This window comes from Paenibacillus sp. 2TAB26 (assembly GCF_052115145.1).
Lineage (GTDB): Bacteria > Bacillota > Bacilli > Paenibacillales > Paenibacillaceae > Pristimantibacillus.
The window spans coordinates 101,917-123,369 of sequence record NZ_JBFRGC010000008.1 but is presented as its reverse complement, the minus strand read 5'-3'; the positions used below and the strand labels follow the sequence as shown (position 1 = coordinate 123,369).

General features: G+C 43.7%; 14 protein-coding genes. 7 read left to right on the top strand and 7 right to left on the bottom strand.

The window, feature by feature from the left end; translation table 11 throughout:
* Positions 1-58: 58 nt before the first annotated feature.
* Positions 59-829, bottom strand: coding sequence for an exodeoxyribonuclease III (locus AB4Z50_RS10585; protein WP_441878876.1), 771 nt, complete (start codon positions 827-829; stop codon positions 59-61).
* 296 nt (positions 830-1,125) lie between these two features.
* Here AB4Z50_RS10585 and AB4Z50_RS10580 point away from each other — a divergent pair, with 296 nt between their 5' ends.
* The 5 genes from AB4Z50_RS10580 to AB4Z50_RS10560 all read left to right on the top strand — a co-directional run bounded on the left by AB4Z50_RS10580 (position 1,126) and on the right by AB4Z50_RS10560 (position 5,425).
* Positions 1,126-2,007 (top strand): alpha/beta fold hydrolase, encoded by an 882-nt coding sequence (locus tag AB4Z50_RS10580; protein WP_441878634.1) that lies wholly within the window; start codon positions 1,126-1,128, stop codon positions 2,005-2,007.
* 192 nt (positions 2,008-2,199) lie between these two features.
* Positions 2,200-2,652, top strand: coding sequence for a MarR family winged helix-turn-helix transcriptional regulator (locus tag AB4Z50_RS10575; RefSeq protein WP_441878632.1), 453 nt, complete (start codon positions 2,200-2,202; stop codon positions 2,650-2,652).
* A 26-nt stretch (positions 2,653-2,678) separates the two neighbouring features.
* Complete coding sequence (gene wrbA / locus AB4Z50_RS10570; RefSeq protein ID WP_076268782.1) at positions 2,679-3,293, top strand: NAD(P)H:quinone oxidoreductase; 615 nt, start codon at positions 2,679-2,681, stop codon at positions 3,291-3,293.
* 119 nt (positions 3,294-3,412) lie between these two features.
* Positions 3,413-4,240 (top strand): AraC family transcriptional regulator, encoded by an 828-nt coding sequence (locus tag AB4Z50_RS10565; protein ID WP_083682118.1) that lies wholly within the window; start codon positions 3,413-3,415, stop codon positions 4,238-4,240.
* Positions 4,241-4,372: 132 nt separating this feature from the next.
* Positions 4,373-5,425: a hypothetical protein gene (locus AB4Z50_RS10560; protein WP_441878629.1), complete on the top strand. Its 1,053-nt coding sequence runs from the start codon at positions 4,373-4,375 to the stop codon at positions 5,423-5,425.
* Between the two features lie 379 nt (positions 5,426-5,804).
* Here the strand turns inward: AB4Z50_RS10560 and AB4Z50_RS10555 are convergent, their stop codons facing one another.
* From AB4Z50_RS10555 to AB4Z50_RS10530, 6 genes are all read right to left on the bottom strand, one after another.
* Positions 5,805-7,214, bottom strand: a complete 1,410-nt coding sequence (locus AB4Z50_RS10555) for a HEAT repeat domain-containing protein (protein ID WP_441878627.1) — start codon at positions 7,212-7,214, stop codon at positions 5,805-5,807.
* Between the two features lie 128 nt (positions 7,215-7,342).
* The gene (locus AB4Z50_RS10550; protein ID WP_441878625.1) at positions 7,343-8,761 is read right to left on the bottom strand and encodes an aldehyde dehydrogenase; all 1,419 of its coding nucleotides are present in this window, start codon (positions 8,759-8,761) and stop codon (positions 7,343-7,345) included.
* 134 nt (positions 8,762-8,895) lie between these two features.
* Positions 8,896-10,848, bottom strand: a complete 1,953-nt coding sequence (locus AB4Z50_RS10545; RefSeq protein WP_441878623.1) for an FtsX-like permease family protein — start codon at positions 10,846-10,848, stop codon at positions 8,896-8,898.
* Positions 10,838-11,599, bottom strand: coding sequence for an ABC transporter ATP-binding protein (locus tag AB4Z50_RS10540; protein WP_441878621.1), 762 nt, complete (start codon positions 11,597-11,599; stop codon positions 10,838-10,840). The genes AB4Z50_RS10545 and AB4Z50_RS10540 overlap by 11 nt, the downstream gene beginning before the upstream one ends.
* A gap of 103 nt (positions 11,600-11,702) precedes the next feature.
* Positions 11,703-12,707, bottom strand: a complete 1,005-nt coding sequence (locus tag AB4Z50_RS10535) for an ATP-binding protein (protein ID WP_441878619.1) — start codon at positions 12,705-12,707, stop codon at positions 11,703-11,705.
* Positions 12,700-13,395: a response regulator gene (locus AB4Z50_RS10530; RefSeq protein ID WP_441878617.1), complete on the bottom strand. Its 696-nt coding sequence runs from the start codon at positions 13,393-13,395 to the stop codon at positions 12,700-12,702. The genes AB4Z50_RS10535 and AB4Z50_RS10530 overlap by 8 nt, the downstream gene beginning before the upstream one ends.
* A gap of 218 nt (positions 13,396-13,613) precedes the next feature.
* On the opposite strand from AB4Z50_RS10530, the gene AB4Z50_RS10525 reads away from it, so the two are divergent.
* Both AB4Z50_RS10525 and AB4Z50_RS10520 read left to right on the top strand, forming a co-directional pair.
* Positions 13,614-13,736, top strand: a complete 123-nt coding sequence (locus tag AB4Z50_RS10525) for a hypothetical protein (protein ID WP_441878615.1) — start codon at positions 13,614-13,616, stop codon at positions 13,734-13,736.
* 120 nt (positions 13,737-13,856) lie between these two features.
* Positions 13,857-21,422, top strand: coding sequence for a pullulanase (locus tag AB4Z50_RS10520; protein ID WP_441878613.1), 7,566 nt, complete (start codon positions 13,857-13,859; stop codon positions 21,420-21,422).
* Positions 21,423-21,453 lie beyond the last annotated feature (31 nt).

The following is a 21,453-nucleotide window of genomic DNA, read 5'->3' as shown; positions in this document are numbered from 1 at the left end:
TCGAAGCAAAAGGCGGGCAGCGCTCATCATGAGTGCTGCCCGCCTTTTTTTATGACGATTATATGATTGCCGGCGGTTCTTCCAAAGTAAGCAAAACAGGACAATGATCGCTACCCAAAATATGAGTGTCAATGGACGCATCGATGAGCAGTGGGCTCAGTCTTGAAGAGGTTAAGAAATAATCGATCCGCCATCCCACGTTCCGCTCGCGCACCTTCATCATGTACGACCACCAGCTGTACACATCCGTACGATCCGGGTAAAAATGTCTGAATGTATCGAGGAAGCCAGTTGCTAGCAGCTCCGTCATCTTGCCGCGCTCTTCAATTGTAAAACCGGAGTTGCCTAAATTAGGCTTCGGATGCTTAAGATCAATTTCTTGATGGGCTACGTTCAAATCACCGCAAATAATGACAGGCTTTAAGGCATCAAGCTGCTGAAGATAACTGCGGAAGCGATCTTCCCATTCCATTCGGTAATCCAATCGCGATAAGTCACGTTTGGCGTTAGGCGTATATACCGTAACTAGATAGAATCCTTCAAACTCCAGCGTAATGACTCGTCCCTCTGGCTCCGAGTTTTCCTCAATACCATAGTGCACGGAGAGTGGTTTTATGCGGGTGAACACCGCAGTACCTGAGTAACCCTTCTTAATCGCGTAATTCCAATATTGCGAGTACTCCTCGCCAAGCTCCATGCTGATTTGTCCATCCTGCAGCTTCGTTTCTTGCAGGCAAAAAATATCTGCATCCGTTTCCTTGAAATAATCGTTAAAGCCTTTCGTTACGCATGCCCGTAAACCATTTACGTTCCAAGATACTAGCTTAATCATGATCTATCTCCTTACGTTTTCTATCATTACGTACTAGTTTATCATATTTTCTTCAAAGGACTGTTGGAAACATCATGCTCTGTGGATAAAAAAAGGCTGTGCCAAGCGATTAGACACCTGATAGGAGACCACATTAGTTAATATATATAAAATATCATTTGCAAACGTTATATACAGTTAAGTATTTTAATGTAAAAATTGATAGTGACGATAATATAGACTTAAGCAGCATTTCTGCGATAGATGAGATTGCTTATAAGAACCGTAAACGTTTGAAGAAGAAGGAGGCTATCATGATAAAAATATATAAGAGTGAATCAGGAAAAGAACAGGTTCTGCGTTCCTATAATGCGCTTCTGGAGCTGTGGCCAACGGAATTTGAGGAGCTGGACATTAACACCAAATACGGCGTCACGCATTGTCTAATTTCTGGTCATAAATCGAATCCGCCGCTGCTGCTGCTTCATGGCGTTGGAGATAATTCGGCGGTGATGTGGATGCTGAACATAAAGGAATTATCCAACCATTTTTATTGCATTGCAGTAGATACGATGGGTGGACCAGGAAAAAGTGTGCCTAACGAAAACTTTCAGAAAAAGACGTTTGATCAGGTGGATTGGATCAATGAAATCGTTGATCAAATGGGACTGAATCAATTTCATATCGCTGGTGTGTCGAATGGAGCTTATATGGCTTTTAATTATACGGTTAACGAGGCAAGTAGAGTGAACAGAGTCGTTTGCATGGAGGGAGGTATGGTTACAACACCAATTAAAACGATGGTGAGCACCTTAATGATGATGATGCCGGAAATGCTGATTCCAACCCGCAATAATTTGCTTAAAATTATAAAAAAGCTAAGCTCGCCCCAATCCCGCGTTTATGAACAGCATCCCGAATTAGCGGATCATCTTGTTCTTGCCATGAAAAATCATAATCAACAAGCGATGTTTGCACATAAGCTGCAGAAATATGATCAAGCGTCAGCAGCTGCGATAAAGGATAAGCTGTATTTTCTGATGGGTGAATACAAGCTATCGCATAAGAAGGATTTTTTGCAGGTATTAAACGCAGGACAATTTCGTTACAAAATAATCCCTCATGCAGGACACGGTGTTAATCATGAACAGCCTGATGCTGTACATAATGAACTAATCCCATTTTTACTTCATTGAACTTGTTTTGTTCGGAGTAAGAGATCATACGAAGCGACTAGGCCGACACACTCTCTATATGGAGAAAGAGCTCGGTCCTTTTTTTGCGTGTGGTAAAAGTTGGTTGACATGTCTTTACCCTAATGATAGGATAAAAGTATACTAAAACTAGGAAATACGATTTTAAGATATATGCAGCAAGGAGGCATGGGCATGAATCAACAAAGTGAACAGAGCCAGCTTGATCTTCGGTTATTTCGTGTATGGTTTAAAGCGTCTAAGGCAGTTGGCGACAATGTACGCAAGGATATTGAAAGCCATGGCATTAGTCAGGAACATTTTATGATATTGGAGCTTTTGTATAGCAAGGGGCCTCATCCGATACAGAAAATAAGTGAAAAGTTCTGCATTCCAAGCGGCAGCATTACTTATGTTGTTGATAAGCTTGAGAAAAAAGGATATGTGAGACGAGAGCCAAGCGCTACCGACCGTAGAGGCTCAAATGTCATTCTTACCGAAGCGGGGCAAATACTGTTTGATGATATTTTTCCGAAGCATGCGGATGTCATTACACGCAATTTGAGTTGTGTAAGCAGCGAGGATAAAGAGAAGCTTATTGAGCTATTAAAAACGATCGGCATTAATGCAGAACAACTGAGCAAATAACATAAAAGTTTAAGGGGATGTATCAAATGACAACGATTAATCTTGCTATTATATATTACAGTGTAACGGGAACAAATTATCAAATGGCGCAGTGGGCTGCAGAAGGCGCGAAAGCAGCTGGAGCTGAGGTGAAAATATTGAAGACGCCTGAGCTTGCTTCAGAAGAAGCAATACAAGCTAACCCCATCTGGAGAACTCATGTTGCAGAGACCCAAGATATTCCTGAGGTTACCTATAAGGATCTGGAATGGGCGGACGCTATTATATTTAGTATTCCATCACGCTTTGGCGGTATGCCTGGTCCTGTTAAGCAGTTTCTTGATTCGACAGGCTCACTTTGGTTTAACGGCAAGTTAGTCAATAAAGTAGTCAGCGGAATGACTTCGGCTCAGAATGCTCATGGCGGTCAAGAGCAAACCATCCTTGGACTGTACACTTCGATGTACCATTGGGGAGCGATAGTAGCTGCACCGGGTTATTCGAGTCCAGTTACCTTTGAAGCTGGCGGCAATCCATATGGGACAAGCGTGACAGTGCAAGGCGGGAAAATGGTTGAGGATGTAAAAGCAGCTGTGGAATATCAAGCTAAGCGTACAGTCAATGTTGCGCAGTGGGTCAAGCAAGGGCTCGCTCAAGCTTAAGCAGAAAATAAGAAGAGGCAGAGGGATACTGCCTCTTTTTTTTGTGCTATTATGGTATGGTAATCGCAGCGATCTTCGATGAACAATGGGTATGACAGCCTTGAAAGGCGGGAATTACGGTGAACGCAAGCAAAAGTACATTTTGGAAGTCCTATATGAGCGGTTTAAAATTGCATGTTGCCATAGCCGACTATACGAAGGTGCCGCTTTCGTGGAAGGACGATAATTATACGACGGATGTGAATAAGCTATATTATATCCAAGAGGGCGAAGGGTACATTAAGGCCGGGAATCAAATTTATTATCCAAAGCCCGGTGATCTGTGTCTGCTGCCCGCAGATGTCGTACAATCCTATGGAACGATTAATACGAATACTTACGGGAAATATTGGTGCCACTTCACTGCAAAAATAGATAATTTCAACCTGTTTCAACTGCTCGAAATGCCCGTCATGATATCGATATCCGATCACGAAGGCTTAAAGGGTAAATTTGAAAGGCTGGTACACCATCATAAGAGTGAAGACTGGACATCCGAGCTGCAGCTGCAGTCGGCGTTTCTTGAGATTATGGCCATGATGCTGGAGCAGGCTGAGGATGTGACAATCAAAACACCGGCAACCAGCTCATTTGAGAAGCTGAATGTCGTGCTGACCTATATTGAAGAGCATTTATCGGAAAATATTACAGTAGATACTCTTGCTCAGCTTGTACATTTTCACCCTAATTATTTTATACGCATGTTCAAAAATACGACAGGGCTCTCACCTATACAATATGTGAATCGCAAGCGTATGGACAAAGGACGGCAGCTGCTATCCTTTACTTCACTTAGCATCTCGGCAATAGCTGAATCTCTAGGAATGGATGCCACTTATTTCTCTCGTTTATTCAAAGAGTATATGGCTTTGTCACCGAGCGAATATAGGGAGCTTTCACTGAAATGATTAATTAATAAACCGTCGCTATTTAAGGCGACGGCTTTTTTTTGTGAATATAAACAAAATGTTTCCATTTTCTTCACAAGAGGGAATTGAAAGGCGCTAATTTTACCCATATATTAGATAATGAAAAGGTAAATGGAAGGGAGTGTATATGCCATTAACAAACTTTATAAAAAGAATATTAGTTTCTTTATTGCTTCAAGCTTCATTATCATTTTGCTGGATCTTCTATTTGCTAATTCTGTTCTAATTAAAGAGAACGATCAGCTGCTGACGCTTGGCATTGCATTAGATTTTGTCGTTGTTATCCCTTTATTGCTGTACTTTCTATGGTTTCGCAAGCTGAATTTCAAGATCGCATCCATCATTCCTTTTGCTCTTCTGGGTTATTTAGCATTAGCGTTATTTGTACCAAACACCGATCAAGAAACGATGAACGCTATAAAATATTTTCTTATTCCGCTGCCGCCTTTTATTTTAGCTTTAAAAATCTATGATATTGCGGCTGCCTATAAGCGTTATAAAAAAGTGGATAATCATCCTATAGAAACACTTCGGAAAAGTCTAGAAGAGACCATTCGCCATCCCAAAATTGCAGCTTTGCTCACGCATGAATTATCTATTTTTTATTACGCCTTGTTCGCATGGAAAGAGACACCTTTCATTCGAACGGGATCTGCCTCGTTTAGCTATCATAAAAACTCTAACAAGCTGATAACCTTACTCGTATTTTCGAAAGTATTGATTATTGAAGGGGTATGCATGCACATTCTGCTTGCGCAATGGTCGCATACCGCTGCATGGTTACTCTCATTAGGAAATGTATATATTATTATGCTGCTAGTTGCTGATTACCGAGCGATGTGCTTAAATCCTATTTTGGTATCAGATCAACAAATAAGGTTTCAGTATGGCATTCAGATGTATTCGGATATGAATATCAATACGGTTGCATCCATTTCGGCCATTACATTCGAGAAATTAGCTAAGGATAAAATGAAAAAAACGATAAAGATTCTGGACACAGAACCTAATGTGCATATGATATTAAAAGAAGAAATCACGGTTATTACGGCGTTTGGGATTCGAGAACAAGTTGACCAAATCTATTTATTTGTAGATAAACCTCTTGAATTTCAAACGAAATGCCATCAGTTGATGGAGGCAAGCAAAAAGGACAGCGAATAGTTCGCTTGCCCTGTTATGCTTTCGGATTCATATTTTCTCTAACGAACTGTATCATGCTTATTAAGCAAAAAATGATCTTTTTCAAACGCTAACGAACCTGATTATCGTTATATCATGCTCTACAGGATGATACGAGCTGTTTTTCTCGAAATAGCGATGCTGGAGTTCGTTGCCATAATAATTGCTTGCGAATGGTTTAAATAAGAGCTGCTGAGTTCGTAACAGCGGTGCAGCGTACGCCAAAAACAAAGGAGCTAAGCGGATTCAAATCGCTTAGCTCCTTTGTTATTCCGAACTTTTTCCCATGATTAGGATTGTTCTGCACAACTAGTTCTTTTGGGACAACCTTTATGCTGCAAGTATAAGAACTCCGATGGAATCAAGGATAAAAGCTGTTTGCAGGCGTAGTTGTCGAACACCAGCGGGAATTGAATAGTGATCTGATCAAAATATCCTTCGCTTCATCCGTGCCGATATAGCGCAGTGCTTCTAGAGCATGAGCTCTTACATAACGGTTCTCATCATCGAGTACTGCCGCCAAAGCGGGAACGGCTGCTGCCGCTGTAGCACCCATGCGGGACAAGGACAGCCCAGCTGTAAATCGTACTTGAACATCCTCATCGGACAAGGCTGTAATAAGACCCTTCACTGCAATTTCTGAAGAATTAGACAAAATGCCAAGTGCTTCAACGACTGCAATTCTTACTGTCGCATCGGAGTGGGACAGAAGTTCAACAAGCTTTGGAAGCGCGGATTCAGCATAGCTGCGAAGCTCGCCAAGTGCGAATATAGCATGTTGTACAGTCTCTGAGCGATCGCTCTCTAGTGCGTCGATCAATCCGCTTACTGCATCTGAGCCTGCGATGGACAGTCCATAAGCAGACGTGCGTGATACGTCTAATCTCTCATGATGAAGACCAGCCAGCAGTACTTTCACGCCTGGAGCGCCATATTTAGCAAGCTCATAGGCAGCATTCAAGGCATTTGGTTCGAAGCTATCTTCCAAAGCCGTTGCCAGTGCGGCTAATTTCTCTTCGTTTGCTTCCGCAGTGTTTGCTAGACTGCCTAGCTTACCTGACATCCAGTTCCATGTTTCTTCCCACATGTCTTCGTGGTTTGCGATTGGCAGGGCAAGGTCAGCAGGCTCTTTCCACTCGGAAATCAGATTATTCCATGAAGGCTTAGTTGGAACAGCTGTACGCATAAATTCAAATTTAAGCATGTAACGAGCATTGCCTAATACATTTGGTGTTGAACGGTGCCAGATATCATAGTGGATGAGTGCAAATGTACCTGCTTCACCGCTAGCGTAAGCTTCTCCTTGCACCTCGTCAGAAGCAAAGGTGCGTGATTCATAGTTTTGGGTGCCAGGCACAACGCTAGTAGGCCCAAGCTCAATTGGCGTGTTTTGCGGGAAGTACATAATCATAGCCCACCATGGGTGGTGGTTGCGCATACGGGAGTAGCCCCAGTAGCTGTCCTTATGCCAACCACCAGCAACCGGCTGTGCATTAAAGTGGCCATGGCGATGGGCATGCAGCATGTAATTTGGACCCAGTACGCTTGTTAATGCGCCTGTAATAACGGGGCTGTCGAAAGCCTGTTGTATTTCTCGGATTCGCGGCAGCAGGTTGTTGCCGGGATTGCCTTCCTCGTCATATACTTTTCCAAGTTCAGCTGTCATGGCTTGATGGAAGGATTCAGGGAAATCTGTTTTTAGAATAAGAAAGCCTTCAGTTATAAACTTTTGCATTTGTTCGTCAGTGAGTAGAAGCGGTGATTGATTCATATAATGGATGACCTCCTAATGTTGTGGTGATAAACCGATTATATGAGAAGTCGGACCAATGCTACATACACGAAACTAAGTGAAGCTTGCATAAAACTAACTTCCTGTTTGTCAGCCAAAAAAGCTGCTCATTTGAGCAGCTTTTTAATATTTTTTAATTTTCCTGCATAAGGAGGGAAGACGAGTCCAAGCTCAAACTTGGTGCTTTTCTTCAATATACTCTTCTGATGCGAGAACAGATCAAAGCTGTATTTGCCATGATAGGCTCCTACACCTGAGCTGCCAACACCGCCAAATGGCAAATAGGGATTAGAGACGTGCATAATCGTATCGTTAATACAGCCGCCGCCGAAGGAAACACGGCTCATAACCTCATCCTCCAGCGCTTTATTCTCTGTAAATAAGTAAAGGGAAAGCGGCTTTGGATGGGCGTTAATCATTCGAATGGCCTCATGGTTATCTCGGTACTCCATGACAGGCAAAATAGGGCCAAATAATTCTTCTGACATCGCCGCGCTATCCCATGAAACACCATCCAGTATTGTCGGTTCGATAAAGAGGTCTGCGCGGTCTGTGTCTCCTCCATAAACGATGCTGGCTTTGTCTTGCTCCAGAATGGAAGCAAGCCTGTCAAATTGACGTTGATTAATGATTCGACCATAATCTTTGTTGCTTTGTATAGAAGATCCATAGAAGGATTGGATGACTTCCTTCATTTTTGCGACCAGCTTTTCTTTAATATCCTGATGAGCCAGCACATAATCGGGTGAAATACAGGTTTGGCCGGTATTCATTAATTTGCCCCAGATAATCCGCTTGGCAGCGATCTCGAGATTAGCGGTAGAATCTACAATGACAGGGCTTTTTCCTCCGAGCTCAAGCGTGACAGGCACAAGGTTTTTGGCAGCCGCCTCCATAACGATTTTGCCCACCGCGATGCTGCCTGTGAAAAAAATATAATCAACCGGCGCGTGGATGAGCAATGAGGTCGTTTCCTTCTCCCCCTCCATGACTTTAATGTAGGTGGGATCAAAGGTTTCATTTATGATTTTACTTATTAAAGCTGAAACATGAGGCGAGCTTTCGGATGGTTTGAGAATGGCACAATTGCCTGCGGCAATGGCTCCGATAAGCGGCTCGATGACAAGCTGGAATGGATAGTTGAAGGGACCAATTATTAAAGCTGTGCCGTAGGGCTCCTTCATAATACGGCTGGAAGATGGAAACAGATAAATCGGTGTTTTCACCTTCTGCGGCTTCATCCACTTTTTGAGATGCTTAATGACATGTCGAATGCTATTGGTTACGATTATAATTTCTGTCATATGGGTCTCTAGTTCGCTTTTGCGAAGGTCTTGGTAAAGCGCCTCGACGATTTCCTGCTCATGACGCTGTATGGCTTGCAGCAATCGTTGCAATTGATTCAGCTTAAAGCGCAGCTCCTTGGTCTGGCCTTGTTCGAAAAATGTTTTTTGCTCTAGCACAATCTGTTCAATATCTTCTGCTCTTAATGAACTCATTCCGCAACCCTCCTTACCTATCCACATATTAACAGGTAATGAAACGAACTTCCACTTGGATATTGAGTTAGCGATCTCATTTTTTTTGCATATTAACACACAAAGAAAAACAGGGTACCCGTCCTCTGAAAATCAAAGAGGGATATCCTGTTTAGATGGTATTAAAGTGCTTCTTTAATGATCTTTTTGTAATAAGAGACGGAAAGAATTCCGAATATGGAGTAAAGGATGGTATATAGCAGCATGACTATAATCATCGGAGTTAAAAGCTCTGTTCCAAAGAAAAACCATCCGGATTTGACTGCAAAGTAGCTGTGAAGCAGCCCAACCACTAAGGGAATGCCAAAGTTGAACATTTGTTTTATTTTTATGCCCCTTAACAAATCAGCCCTTGTGAAGCCGAGCTTTCGAAGGATGGTATAGTTCGGCTTTTCCTCTTCGCTTTCTCCCATCTGCTTAAAATAGAGAATATTGCCGGATGTGATAAGAAAGGTTAATCCAAGGAAAGCAACGATAAACATAATCAAGCCCATCGTTTGTTTTTGCTGGTTGCTTGTATTAAGCTGAGAATCATTTCTGTTGTGCTCAGAGAACTTCATCTCATTGAATAGCTGAGTCGCTTCTTTTAGATCAGAACGATCTTTCATATTAATTCCGATATGCAGGGTAGAGTGTTTCTGAATAGCCGGATCAAGATGATTATTTAAGCGCTCAAAAACAGAATCATCGACGATAACTACAGGCAATCCGCCGCTTTTAAACCACCAAGAGACGATGGGCTGCTCCTTAAGTCCGATATATTGTTGTGGAATACTTTGAGTAGGATTCACTAGCTGTACAGGCCCTGAGTCCTTCAAAGACATGAATTGTTTGAGCATGCTGCTGTAACCAGAGAGATAGACCTCGTCTTGAGACAGTTTAATACCGTCAACAGATTTTTCGCTGACAACGGGCAAGGTCATAATACCCGTAGCCCCATTCACGCTTACCACTTCAAGATTGTTATTCATAATACTCTTCAAATTGACGTCTACCTGAATGACAGGAATCATTTTTTCGGTATGCGCCAGCTTGTTTTTGTTTAGCGCTTCTTTAAACTGCTCCGCGTCCTGAACGTTCATAAATGCAAAATGTTCGGGAACATTGTTTTTGGCTGTTTTTTCGGCAGAGTAATAAGAGATATAGCTTAAGGACAATAAGCCGATAGCAAGCGCCGACACGGTCGTAATGATGGTGAGCAGCAGCGCATTTGATTTCATCCGGAACATAATAGACGAGAGAGATAAGGTTTCATTTATGTTAAGGTAACCGTTTTTCTGCTTTCGGATCACGTTGAAAATAAAGCTGACCGATCCTTTATAGAAAAGGAAAGTTCCAAGGATAACCGAGCCGAGTATGCCGATCATGGCAGCAAAGAGCGCGGTCATCGTCACAAATTTACCTCCGAACAGTTCGGAAGAAATATAATAGCCAAGGGAAATGAGCAGCAGTCCGGCAATGCCGATTAGCATTTCCAGAATAGACACTCTTCTTGCTTTGCCTTCTGTGACGGAATTCACTCTAAACAGCGATAATATCGTTTGTTTTTTTATAAATAAATAATTCATCAACATAATCAGAAGATAAATAACTAAAAAAATAATTATAGTTTGCTTGAATGCTTGGGTGGAGAAATGGAGCTCTGCGGCCACCTCAACACCGATCGTTTTAAATAAAATCATAATAATTAATTTGGACACAGAGAAACCGACCAGAACCCCCAGCAGGATGGAGCCGAAATAAAGAAAAAAGTTTTCCAGCGTCAGAATGCGGAAAATTTTGTTTTTGGTCATTCCGATAAGCTGAAATAAGCCGATTTCCTTGCTGCGCCTTTTAATAAAGATGGTATTGGCGTACAGCAGAAAAATAGAAACGATTCCAACAAGCAAATAAGAAGCAGTCTTAATGGCGGCAGCCCCTTTAACAGAGCCTTTCGCCTCATCCATGGCAGGATCAAACTGCAGGGTGACAAAGGCGAAATAAAGAGCAGCGCTAAACACGAGAGCAAACACATAGAGATAATAATTTTTTAGATTCTTTTTTAGATTGCGGAAAATGAGTTGATTAATGCTCATGGTGCACCCCGCTTAGTACACTTTGTGTTGCCATAATATCGTTGAAGAATTTTTGCCGCGTTTGTTCTCCCTTATAAAGCTGAGAATAGATTTGTCCATCCTTGATGAAGATGACTCTGCTGCAATAGCTGGCAGCTACCGGATCGTGAGTGACCATGGCGATTGTAGCTTGTCTTTTTTGATTTAAACCACTCAGCTTGTTCAGTAAATCAGAGGCGGATTTGGAATCAAGGGCACCTGTCGGTTCGTCAGCGAAAATAATGCTTGGCTCATGAATGAAGGCTCTTGCAGCGGATGTACGTTGCTTTTGACCGCCAGATATTTCATTGGGATACTTATTGCGGAGCTCATAAATGCCAAGCTCGGTCGCTACCGCCTGAAAATTACGCTCGGCTTCTTTTTTTGGCGTCTTCGTAATTGACAGCGGCAATAAAATGTTTTCTTTGACCGTTAGCGTGTCTAACAAATTGTATTCCTGAAAAATAAAGCCTAAACGATTTTTACGAAATTCAGCCAATTGTTTTTCTTTTAACCCAGAAATAACTTTCCCTTCGATTTTAATCGAGCCGCTGCTAATGTGGTCAATCGATGAAAGCACGTTAAGCAAGGTTGTTTTTCCTGAGCCGGATGCGCCCATGATGCTGACGAATTCCCCTTTTTCAATGCTAATATCAAGCCCGCATAATACTTCCTGCTTATTGAATTTATTTCCATAAATTTTATGAATTTTGGTTGCTTCCAGAATGAACATGTGATTAACACTCTCCCTAGGTCTATTACTTGTATTGTAAATCGAATGTCCGATTAGTTCCTTCGAATGACCGAACAAATAATAGAAGCATGTGACAATGTTGTCACATGCTTGTGATACGAACGAATTCATTTCGTTGCGGGAAAGTTAAGGTGAACGCTGTTCCTGCTCCAAGCTCAGATTTGACATGGACACGGATCAACAGCGATTGAGCTGCTTTTTGAGCTAAATACAATCCCATGCCTGTTGCGGCGCTGTCTTGGTGCATCGTCGTCGATGTAAAGCCTTTATCGAAAATGCGAGGCAGATCCTTCGGGTCGATGCCGCGTCCATTATCAATAATTTCGAGGATAGTCTGCTGATTCCGCTGATAGCTCTTGATCACGATATCAGATGGCGGGCTATATTTTACAGCGTTGGTTAAAATCTGTCTGATGATAAAGGAAAGCCATTTCGCATCGCTCAGCGCTTTCGGTTCATCCAATTGAATATCAAATCCGATCCCCTTCTGAATACACCATGATTGCAGCGTCTTGATTTCATCGAAGATGATCGTTTCCAAATCGGTGTTTTCGATATAGATATCATTTTCAATAAACGGTATGCGTCTCTGATGGAGCTGCTGGTCGAGCAGGAGGTGAATCCGCAGCCATTCATACGTCAAATGCGTTTTCATTCCTTCATCCTGTATACGGTCTATCATGAGACGCATCGCGGTTAGCGGCGTTTTTACCTCGTGTATCCAAGATAACAGCTCATCCTTCTCATGCTCCAAAATCATCCGATTGTTCATTGCAGCGTGCTTCAGCAGTTCCGCTTGATTCGTCATGCTTTTTTCGATCACTTTCTCAAACGGGCTCTCCGGCTCAGCCATGCTCGTAGTATCCAGGCTGATGTCTCGCTCCTCTAAGCTTCTGATGAACCTTGTTTCTTTATGATACCGGATGACGAAATGGATGATAAAAATAATCGAAGATAAATAAAAGAGATAGATCATCGATTGCAGGGGAATCGTTGAATCTACATAAGCACAAACAAGAATCAGCAGCTGCAAAATAATAAACAACAGAATCCAGCTGCGCCGTTCCACTATATATTTTCTAATCATAATCATGCGCCACTTCAACAGCCATATAGCCTTGTCCAACCTTCGTTTCAACAAAACGGCCCAGTTCAATTTCATCGAGCCTTTTGCGCAGCCGGTTCACATTCACAGTAAGTGTGTTGTCACTGACAAACCGTTTATCATCCCATAAGCTATTAATCAATTCTTCCCGGCTAACAATCTTATTTTTACGGTCAATGAGCATTTTTAAAATAAAGATCTCATTTTTGGTAAGCTCAATGGAGCCTTTATGATTAGAGACCAGATTTTTCTCATAATCAACCGTTGCGTCGCACCAAGTTTTGAGCTCGATATTTTCGGTATTGTAATTGTATACCCGCCGAAGAATTGCTTGTATTTTGACGATGAGCACATCGAAGTGAAAGGGCTTTTGTATATAATCATCCGCTCCAAGCTGCATAGACATGACGATGTCCGTCGGGTGGTCTCGCGAGGATAGGAAGATGATCGGGACGTTGGAGTGGGAACGTATCATTCTGCACCAATGAAATCCATCGAATTTTGGAAGCTGAATATCGATGATCACGAGGTCCGGCTTAATCGCGGTAAATTGCTGAATCACTTTCTCAAAGTCCGAAATGCCATGTACTTCATATGACCACTGGGATAATCGGTCTTTTATCTCGTTAAATAACGTTGTGTCATCTTCAATTAACAATAGTTTAAACATACAGTCACCGCTTTTTTAAAAGTTTATTACTATGAATTGTATAGGAAAATCCCTATGTATGCCATAAATGGCACGGAACAAAGTGCTGAATAGAGAGAGGGGATGAGAAAAGAAGGTTGTGCAACATTTTGTGCAAACGTTGTCATTTTAGGAGAAAAAGGTGAATTTACGTGTCGAAATAGGTAAAAGGTGAGAAAAACAATTGACAGCGCTTTATTTTGAGTATTAATATGGGAATCAGCAAACGCTTTCATTGCGCTTTTATGACTGGAACAGCTGTTGTAGAAGAAGCGGTTAAAAAGTTTGCATTAATTATGTTATTTGTGCAAACGCTTGCATAAAATCTATAGCTGTTTAGACAGAAGTCAGGGGGTGTTGTTTTAACGAACTTTGGTGTAGTCAGAAGGTGCGAGTTGATGATTGAAAGGTGCAATGATCATAATTTGAGGAGGTTCATCCAAATGGGCTTTGCTTTAAAAGGAAAGAAAATGATGTCTATCATGCTTATTGCAGCTATGATCTGGTCGATAGTGGGCGCAATACCGCTACATACGAACGCCGCGGCGCCAACTCAGGTTGTTCTTGTCGGCGACTTGCAGAAGGGGCTCGGTAACAGCGAGAATTGGGACCCCAAAGCCGAGGTAACCAAGATGAGCGATAGCGGCAGCGGTTATTATACGTTTAAGGCTACGCTGCCAGCAGGCACATATGAATATAAAGTTGCTCTAAATGGAGGCTGGTTGGAAAGCTATGGCTTTGGTAATTATACGAATCCAAGCGGTGTGGATAGCGGCGGCAATATTAAACTGACACTCTCCGAAGAGAAAGAAGTGACTTTTTATTATAACCACGATACACATAAAATTGCGGATTCTACCTATTACACCCAGGTAGCCAGCGACAAGCTGCCTAGGATTGTTGGGACTTTGCAGGTTCCGCTAGGGGAACCAAGTAACTGGGCACCAGAAACGGCGCTGTCCCTTTTGACTGATAGCGATATGGATGGCATCTACACGATAACGAAAGATGTACCCAAAGGGGATTACAAATTCAAAATCGTGCTTGGATCGACTTGGGATGACCAGACGTATCCAAAGGATGATCAATTGCTTAGTCTTCCTGCCGATCTTCCAGTAACGTTTAAATATAATGCGAATACAGAAGTAGTATCAGCAGATTTCAAAGCGCCAGTTGAACCGAGTCCGAGTCCAGATCCGGTTGACCCGAACCTCGATCCGATTCCGGCTAACCACCTGCGCATTCATTACAATCGGGCAGATGCTCTTTATGAGAATCAAGGAATATGGACATGGGAGCAGGTTGCCGCTCCTTCAACAGGCTGGCCGGGTGGCGCAACAGCTTTTCCAGCAGATAAGATAGACAGCTATGGTGCTTATGTTGATATTCCGCTAGCTGTGAATGCCAAAAAAGTGGGCTTCCTTATCGTTAATCGATTAGATGGAGCTAAGGATGGCGGCGATAAAGCGGTAGCGATAAGCTCCCCTGCAGTAAATGAAATTTGGATTAAGGAGAACTCCGATAAAGTATCTTATTTCGAGCCGGTAGAGCTCCCAGCTAATACCGTTCGTATTCACTATGTAAGAGACGATAAAAAACAGAGTGCTTACGGTTTATGGCTGTGGGATCAGGTGGCAACTCCTTCGACAGGCTGGCCAACGGGCGCATTCGCTTTTACAGAGGAACAGGTTGACCGTTATGGCAGCTATGTCGATATTCCACTTCAAGAGAACGCGCAAAAAATTAGTTTTATTGTCGTTAATCGCACCTTGGGCGATGCGGATAAGGATGGAGGCAATCGCTCCTTCAGTCTTGTAAATCGTTACAATCAGCTCTGGATCAAGAAGGGAGATAATAATGTATACGTGTCCCCTTACTGGGAACTGCCTACAGCCCTTGAATCCGCAGAGATCTTATCCGAGAGCAAACTCCTTCTCGGATTTACGATGACCGACGGTCTTGCAGCAGAGGAATTGAAGAATGCCATTACAATTACGGATAAGAACGGTACAGCTGTATCGATTAATCAAGTGGTGTTGAACGTTGATAAAAAAACAGCAAATGTCTCGGCAAACATTCAGCTGGATCAAACGCCGCTGAACGTAACTTACCAAGGGAGAACCGTATCCGCAGCTGCAGGCTGGAGAATGCTTGATGAGCTTTACAACTACGAAGGCAATGATCTTGGGGCGAGCTATCATTCTGGCAGCGTCGTTCTGAAGCTGTGGGCGCCAAAAGCAAGCGCAGTCGTAGCCAATGTCTATGATAAAGCCGATTCCACTAAGCTAGTTGGCAGTGCTAGTTTGACGAAAGGCGACAAAGGCGTTTGGACGGCAGCTATCGCGCCAACTGATCTCACAGGTCAAGGCATAACCGATCTGAAGGGGTATTTTTATCAATATGAAGTGACGAATGATGGGGTTACGAAACAAGTACTCGACCCGTACGCGAAATCGATGGCGGAGTTTAGAGTGAATACGAAGGGTGAAACCGGTCCAGATGGCGATGCAGTTGGCAAAGCGGCAATCGTTGATCTAGATGCAACTAATCCTGCCGCAGACTATGATTTTGCCAAAATTGACGGCTATGAGAAACGAGAGGACGCTATTATTTGGGAGGCGCATATTAGAGACTTTACGTCCGATCCATCCGTAGCTGATGATCTTAATGCGAGATGGGGCTCTTATAACGCGTTCAAGGATAAGCTGTCTTATATTAAATCATTAGGCGTTACCCATATTCAGCTGCTTCCAGTTATGGCTTGGTATTACGGTGACGAAGCTCAGATGGGAACAAGAGAACTGGAATACTCTGCACAAAACAACGAATACAACTGGGGTTATGATCCGCATAGCTACTTCTCGCCGGATGGAGCTTATTCGGAGGATGCGGCAGATCCTGAGCTGAGAGTAAAGGAATTAAAAGGACTCATTGATGCGATTCATGATGAAGGTATGGGAGTCGTTCTTGATGTCGTCTACACCCATATGGCCAAAGCAAGTTTCTTAAACGATATCGTACCTAACTATTACGCATTCCAAGATGCAAATGGCAACAATATCGGCGGATTCGGCAACAACCTTGCTACCTCTCACAAAATGGCGGAGAAGCTAATGGTTGATTCGGTTAAGTACTGGTTTGATGAATATAAAATCGACGGCATGCGCTGGGATATGATGGGCGACGCTACCTATGATTCCGTGCAGAATGCTTACGATGCAGCAGCGAGTATTAATCCGAATGCCTTGTTTATCGGTGAAGGCTGGGTAACGTTCGGGGGCGATGCTTCTGATCCTGCTTTGAAGGGCAAAGGCGCAGACCAAAAATGGATGGATAAAACAGACAGCGTAGGCGTTTTCTCCGATGAGATTCGTAATGAATTGAAATCCGGTTTCGGCTCGGAGGGCGAGCCAAGATTTATAACAGGTGGAGCGAGAAGCGTGGCTACGATCCTGAATAATATCAAGGGGCAGCCAAGCAACACGCCTGCTGATGACCCGGGAGACATGGTGCAGTATATTGAAGCCCATGACAACTTGCCGCTGTATGATGTTATTGCCCAGTCGATTAAGAAAGACCCGGCTATAGCGGCTAATGATCTGGAAATTCATAAACGGATACGTCTGGGCAACTTGCTCATTCTAACCTCTCAAGGTACAGCTTTCCTTCATGCTGGTCAAGAATATGGCAGAACGAAGCAGTGGCTTGGGGCAGGAGTGCCAGAGCAGAAATACCACGAGCTTAAAGATGCAGCCGGAACCTCATTTGGTTATTTCATTCATGATTCCTATGATTCCTCCGATGCAATCAATAAATTTGACTGGCAGAAGGCGACGAATGCTGAGCAATATCCAGTCAATCATGTAACGAAGGAGTACACAGCAGGACTAATTGAACTTCGGAAACATACGGATGCCTTCCGTTTAGGCGAAAAGGACCTCGTTGATTCCAATGTCACGCTCATTCCTGCGAAGGAAATGAAAGATAACGATCTTGTGATTGGCTACAAAAATAAAGCAACAGACGGCACCGGCAATTATTATGTATTTATGAATGCTGATCGTACAGCAAGAACGCTAACGTTATCAGAGGATTTAACTACAGGCACAGTGCTCGTAGATAATGATGAGGCGGGGATTTCGGCGGTTTCTGCGCCATCCGGCTTTGAACTGACGGCGAGCTCGATTACGCTTGAGCCGTTGACTGCAGTCATTATTAAGATGGAAGCGGCAGCGCCTGTGCTAAATGCGCTTGAGCTGGATAGCGCTAACTATCCTTTGCAGGTTGGAACGACCCATCAAACGGTAGTTTATGCGAAATACAGTGACGGCAGTAAAAGAAAAGTAACGAGTGGTGTTGTATATTCTTCGAATAAGCCCGATATTGCTTCTGTAACAACAGGAGGCCTTGTTAAGGCTAACAGCTTAGGAAATGCAACAATCACAGCTACTTACAACGGAATATCCGTGAGTGCTGTAGTTGCTGTAAAAACGGAATCAGTCAAACGTTATGTTCAAATCAATTACATTCGTCCGGATAAAAACTATCAGGACTGGAATATGTGGATATGGAACACCGGTGTGAAAAATGATCAAATCAACTTTGATAAAATCGAAAATGGCATTGCAACAGTCATGCTTGAAATTTCGCAGGATGCGACCAATGTGGGCTTCGTGCTTCGTAAAGGAACAGACTGGAACACGGCGAAGCAGGATATACCAGACGATCGCGTGATTCCGATCTCGCCAGGGGCTGCTTTTACGAAAGTAAATATAACGAGTATGGTAAATCAGCTGGATATTTTGCCAACTATCACCGGACCAGTTCTAAAAGATGGTGGCATTACCTTCCTGTACCGGGATGATGCTCTATTTGAAAAAGGACGCTCAAGTGATTTGACCGGGGTTAAGGTAAAGGTGAATGGTGCAGAGCATGAAATGGTTTATGATGCTGCGAAGGAGTGGTTTACTTATTCACTTGCAAATGTAGAAGGCGGCACATACGAATATACCTTCCTTGTGAAGAAGAAAGACGAAGCAACCGTTGAAATAACCGATCCCAAAAATACGACCAATGGCAAATCAGTCATTACGTATCGGAAGCCTGTCGTAACGATGACGACATCGGTTCATCCAGCTGCGATTTCGTATAATGAAAGCGCGGTGCTCAAATTACAGGCATCAGCATCAGAAGAAGTCGTATTTACTGAAGGGTATATGGATTTAACGGCAGTAGGTGGATTAGCTAAAGTGCCTTTCGACACCAAGTTGTTTGCACAAACGATTGCCGTGAAAGACACAGTTACAGCGGGAGTAAAAGAAATACCCGTTACACTCATCGATGAGTACGGCAACAAGCACACGCATACAGCCACAATAACGGTAAAAGCTAGAACCTTTGCTGGCAATCTCGACTTTGATTGGGATGAGGCGCGTATCTATTTCGCGCTAACTGATCGGTTTGCGGATGGGGATTGGGCCAATAATGCGGATGTAGATAAAGATCATCTTGAAGCCTACCACGGCGGTGATTTCCAAGGCATGATCGACAAGCTGGATTATTTGCAGGAGCTGGGCATTAATACGCTGTGGATCACTCCGATTGTCGATAATATCGATTTCAACAAAGGCGTAGATTTTAACACCAAGCAGTACGGCTATCATGGCTACTGGGCTAAAGATTTCACGAAGCTTGATGAGCATCTGGGTGATATGGATACGTTTAAGGAACTAATTAACAAAGCTCACGACAAGGGCATCAAAATTATGGTCGACGTGGTGCTTAACCATACCGGCTACGGCTTAAAAGCTGAGGATAACCGTCCAGGCATTACGCCGGAGGACAAAGCTCGCTTTGAAGGGATGCTCAGAACAAATGGCGTTCAAGCCAGCACCAATCCAATTGAAGGAGAACTGGATGGTTTGCCGGACTTCAAGACAGAGGACCCTGCCGTTCGTGAGAAAATGATTGAATGGCAAGCAGGCTGGCTGGAGCGTGCTAGAACGGATCGCGGCGACACGATTGATTTCTTCCGCGTGGATACAGTGAAGCATGTAGAGAGCACAACGTGGAAAGCGTTCAAAAATGCGTTGACGACTATCGATCCAAGCTTCAAGCTGATCGGTGAAAATTTTGGCGCTTCAATCGACGGTGACGGCGGCATGCTGCGCAGCGGCCAAATGGACAGCTTGCTCGATTTTAGCTTTAATGACAGAGCCAAAGATTTTACAGATGGGAAGATTGATGCTGTCGATGCTTATCTAGCAGACCGGGAAACGAAGCTGGATAACACAGCAATGATGGGGCAGTTCCTAAGCAGCCACGATGAGGATGGTTTCCTGTCTGAGTTTGTGAAAGGAGACAAAGGCAAGCTGAAAATCGCAGCAGCCCTTCAAATCACGGCGAAAGGCCAGCCCGTCATTTATTACGGCGAGGAGCTTGGCCGCTCAGGTCCTAATGCTCGTGACTTGAAAGCAGGCTTGTTAAGCGAAAACCGTTCAGATATGCCATGGGATCAGTTGACGGCAGAACAAGCGCTGCATGATCACTACGAGAAGTTGCTCAATATTCGGGCGAAATTCTCGAAGGTTTATGCCAAAGGCTTGCGTACCAAGCTTGCTGGATCGGATGCATTGGCATATTTAGCATTTAATAAACAATTTAACGGCGTAAATATTGTAACGATCATTAACACTACCGTAGAGAGCAAGCAGGTTACGCTGGAAGTTCCTTTCGCAGCTGGAGCTAAGGCAAAGGATGAGTACAGTGGAACACTTTACACGGTGAAGGATAATGGACAGGTGACGGTTGAATTGCCGGGCAGAAATGAAGGAGGAACGGTTATTTTGAGTGAGGTTGCGGATAATGTTCCAACCCCTACAACGCCGAGTACACCACAGCCAGCAGACGTCCAAGTAATTGATAATGACATCTTGCGCAGCGGCAAGGATGGTAAAGTATCGGTGCAAATAACCGATGGAAAACATTCGGTACAATTGCCGCTTGATGCAGCAGCTGTATTGGCAGGCAATAACTTGGAGCTGAGGGCAGCTGGCATTACAATGACGCTGTCAAATGAACTATTGGCTTCTATTAAAGGACTTGTGTCTGTGAGTGAAGCGGATGGGGCTCGTATCGTAGTCGAGGCAAAACCGTTGAAGACAGCAGATGCGGACGCTTTGGTTGACCGAACCCAGGATGTTCAAGCTAAGCTGAAAGCGGGCTCTCTGGTTTATGATTTCAACTTAAGCATCGTAACGAAGGCTGGAAAAGTGATTCCGATTACGAAATTTGAGAAGCCGATCCTACTCAGCTTCCAGCTTAACCCGAACGCAAATCAAGACATCGTTGGTATCTATTATGTGAGTGATGATGGCAAGCTGGAATACATCGGTGGCACGCTTAAGGGCGAGATGATTACGGCGGAGGTATTCCATTTCAGCAAATATGCGGTTCTTGAGTACGATAAATCATTTACGGATGTGCCAACGAGTCACTGGGCTAACGCAGCGATTAAATCACTGGCTGCAAAGCACATTGTTTCGGGCATTAATGAGAAGCAGTTTGCACCACAAGCTAACGTAACGAGAGCAGAGTTTGCAGCTATGCTTATCCGTGCTCTTGGAGTGAAAGCAGAAGGCACGGCAAGCTATAGCGATGTAGAAGCGGGCAAATGGTATTCCGCTTATGTGGCGACAGCTAGCAAGCTGGGCATTATAAAAGGCCGCAGCAATTCGGCGTTTGCGCCAAATGAAACGATAAGCCGCGAGGAAATGGCTATCATGATCATGCGAGCGTATGAGGTTAGAAAGGGAGCAGCTGCAGCTTCGGCGGCAGAGGAAACAACATTCACAGACCGCAGCAAAATTAGCAAATGGGCGGAAGCATCGGTTGCGGCAGCTGCTAAGCTAGGGCTCGTTCAAGGCAGAGCAAACGATACATTTGCGCCGAAAGGAAAAATGACACGTGCAGAAAGCGCACAGGTCATCTATAAGCTTTTAGGGAAATGAGCATTTCTTCAATGTAAGGGTTAGAAAGATA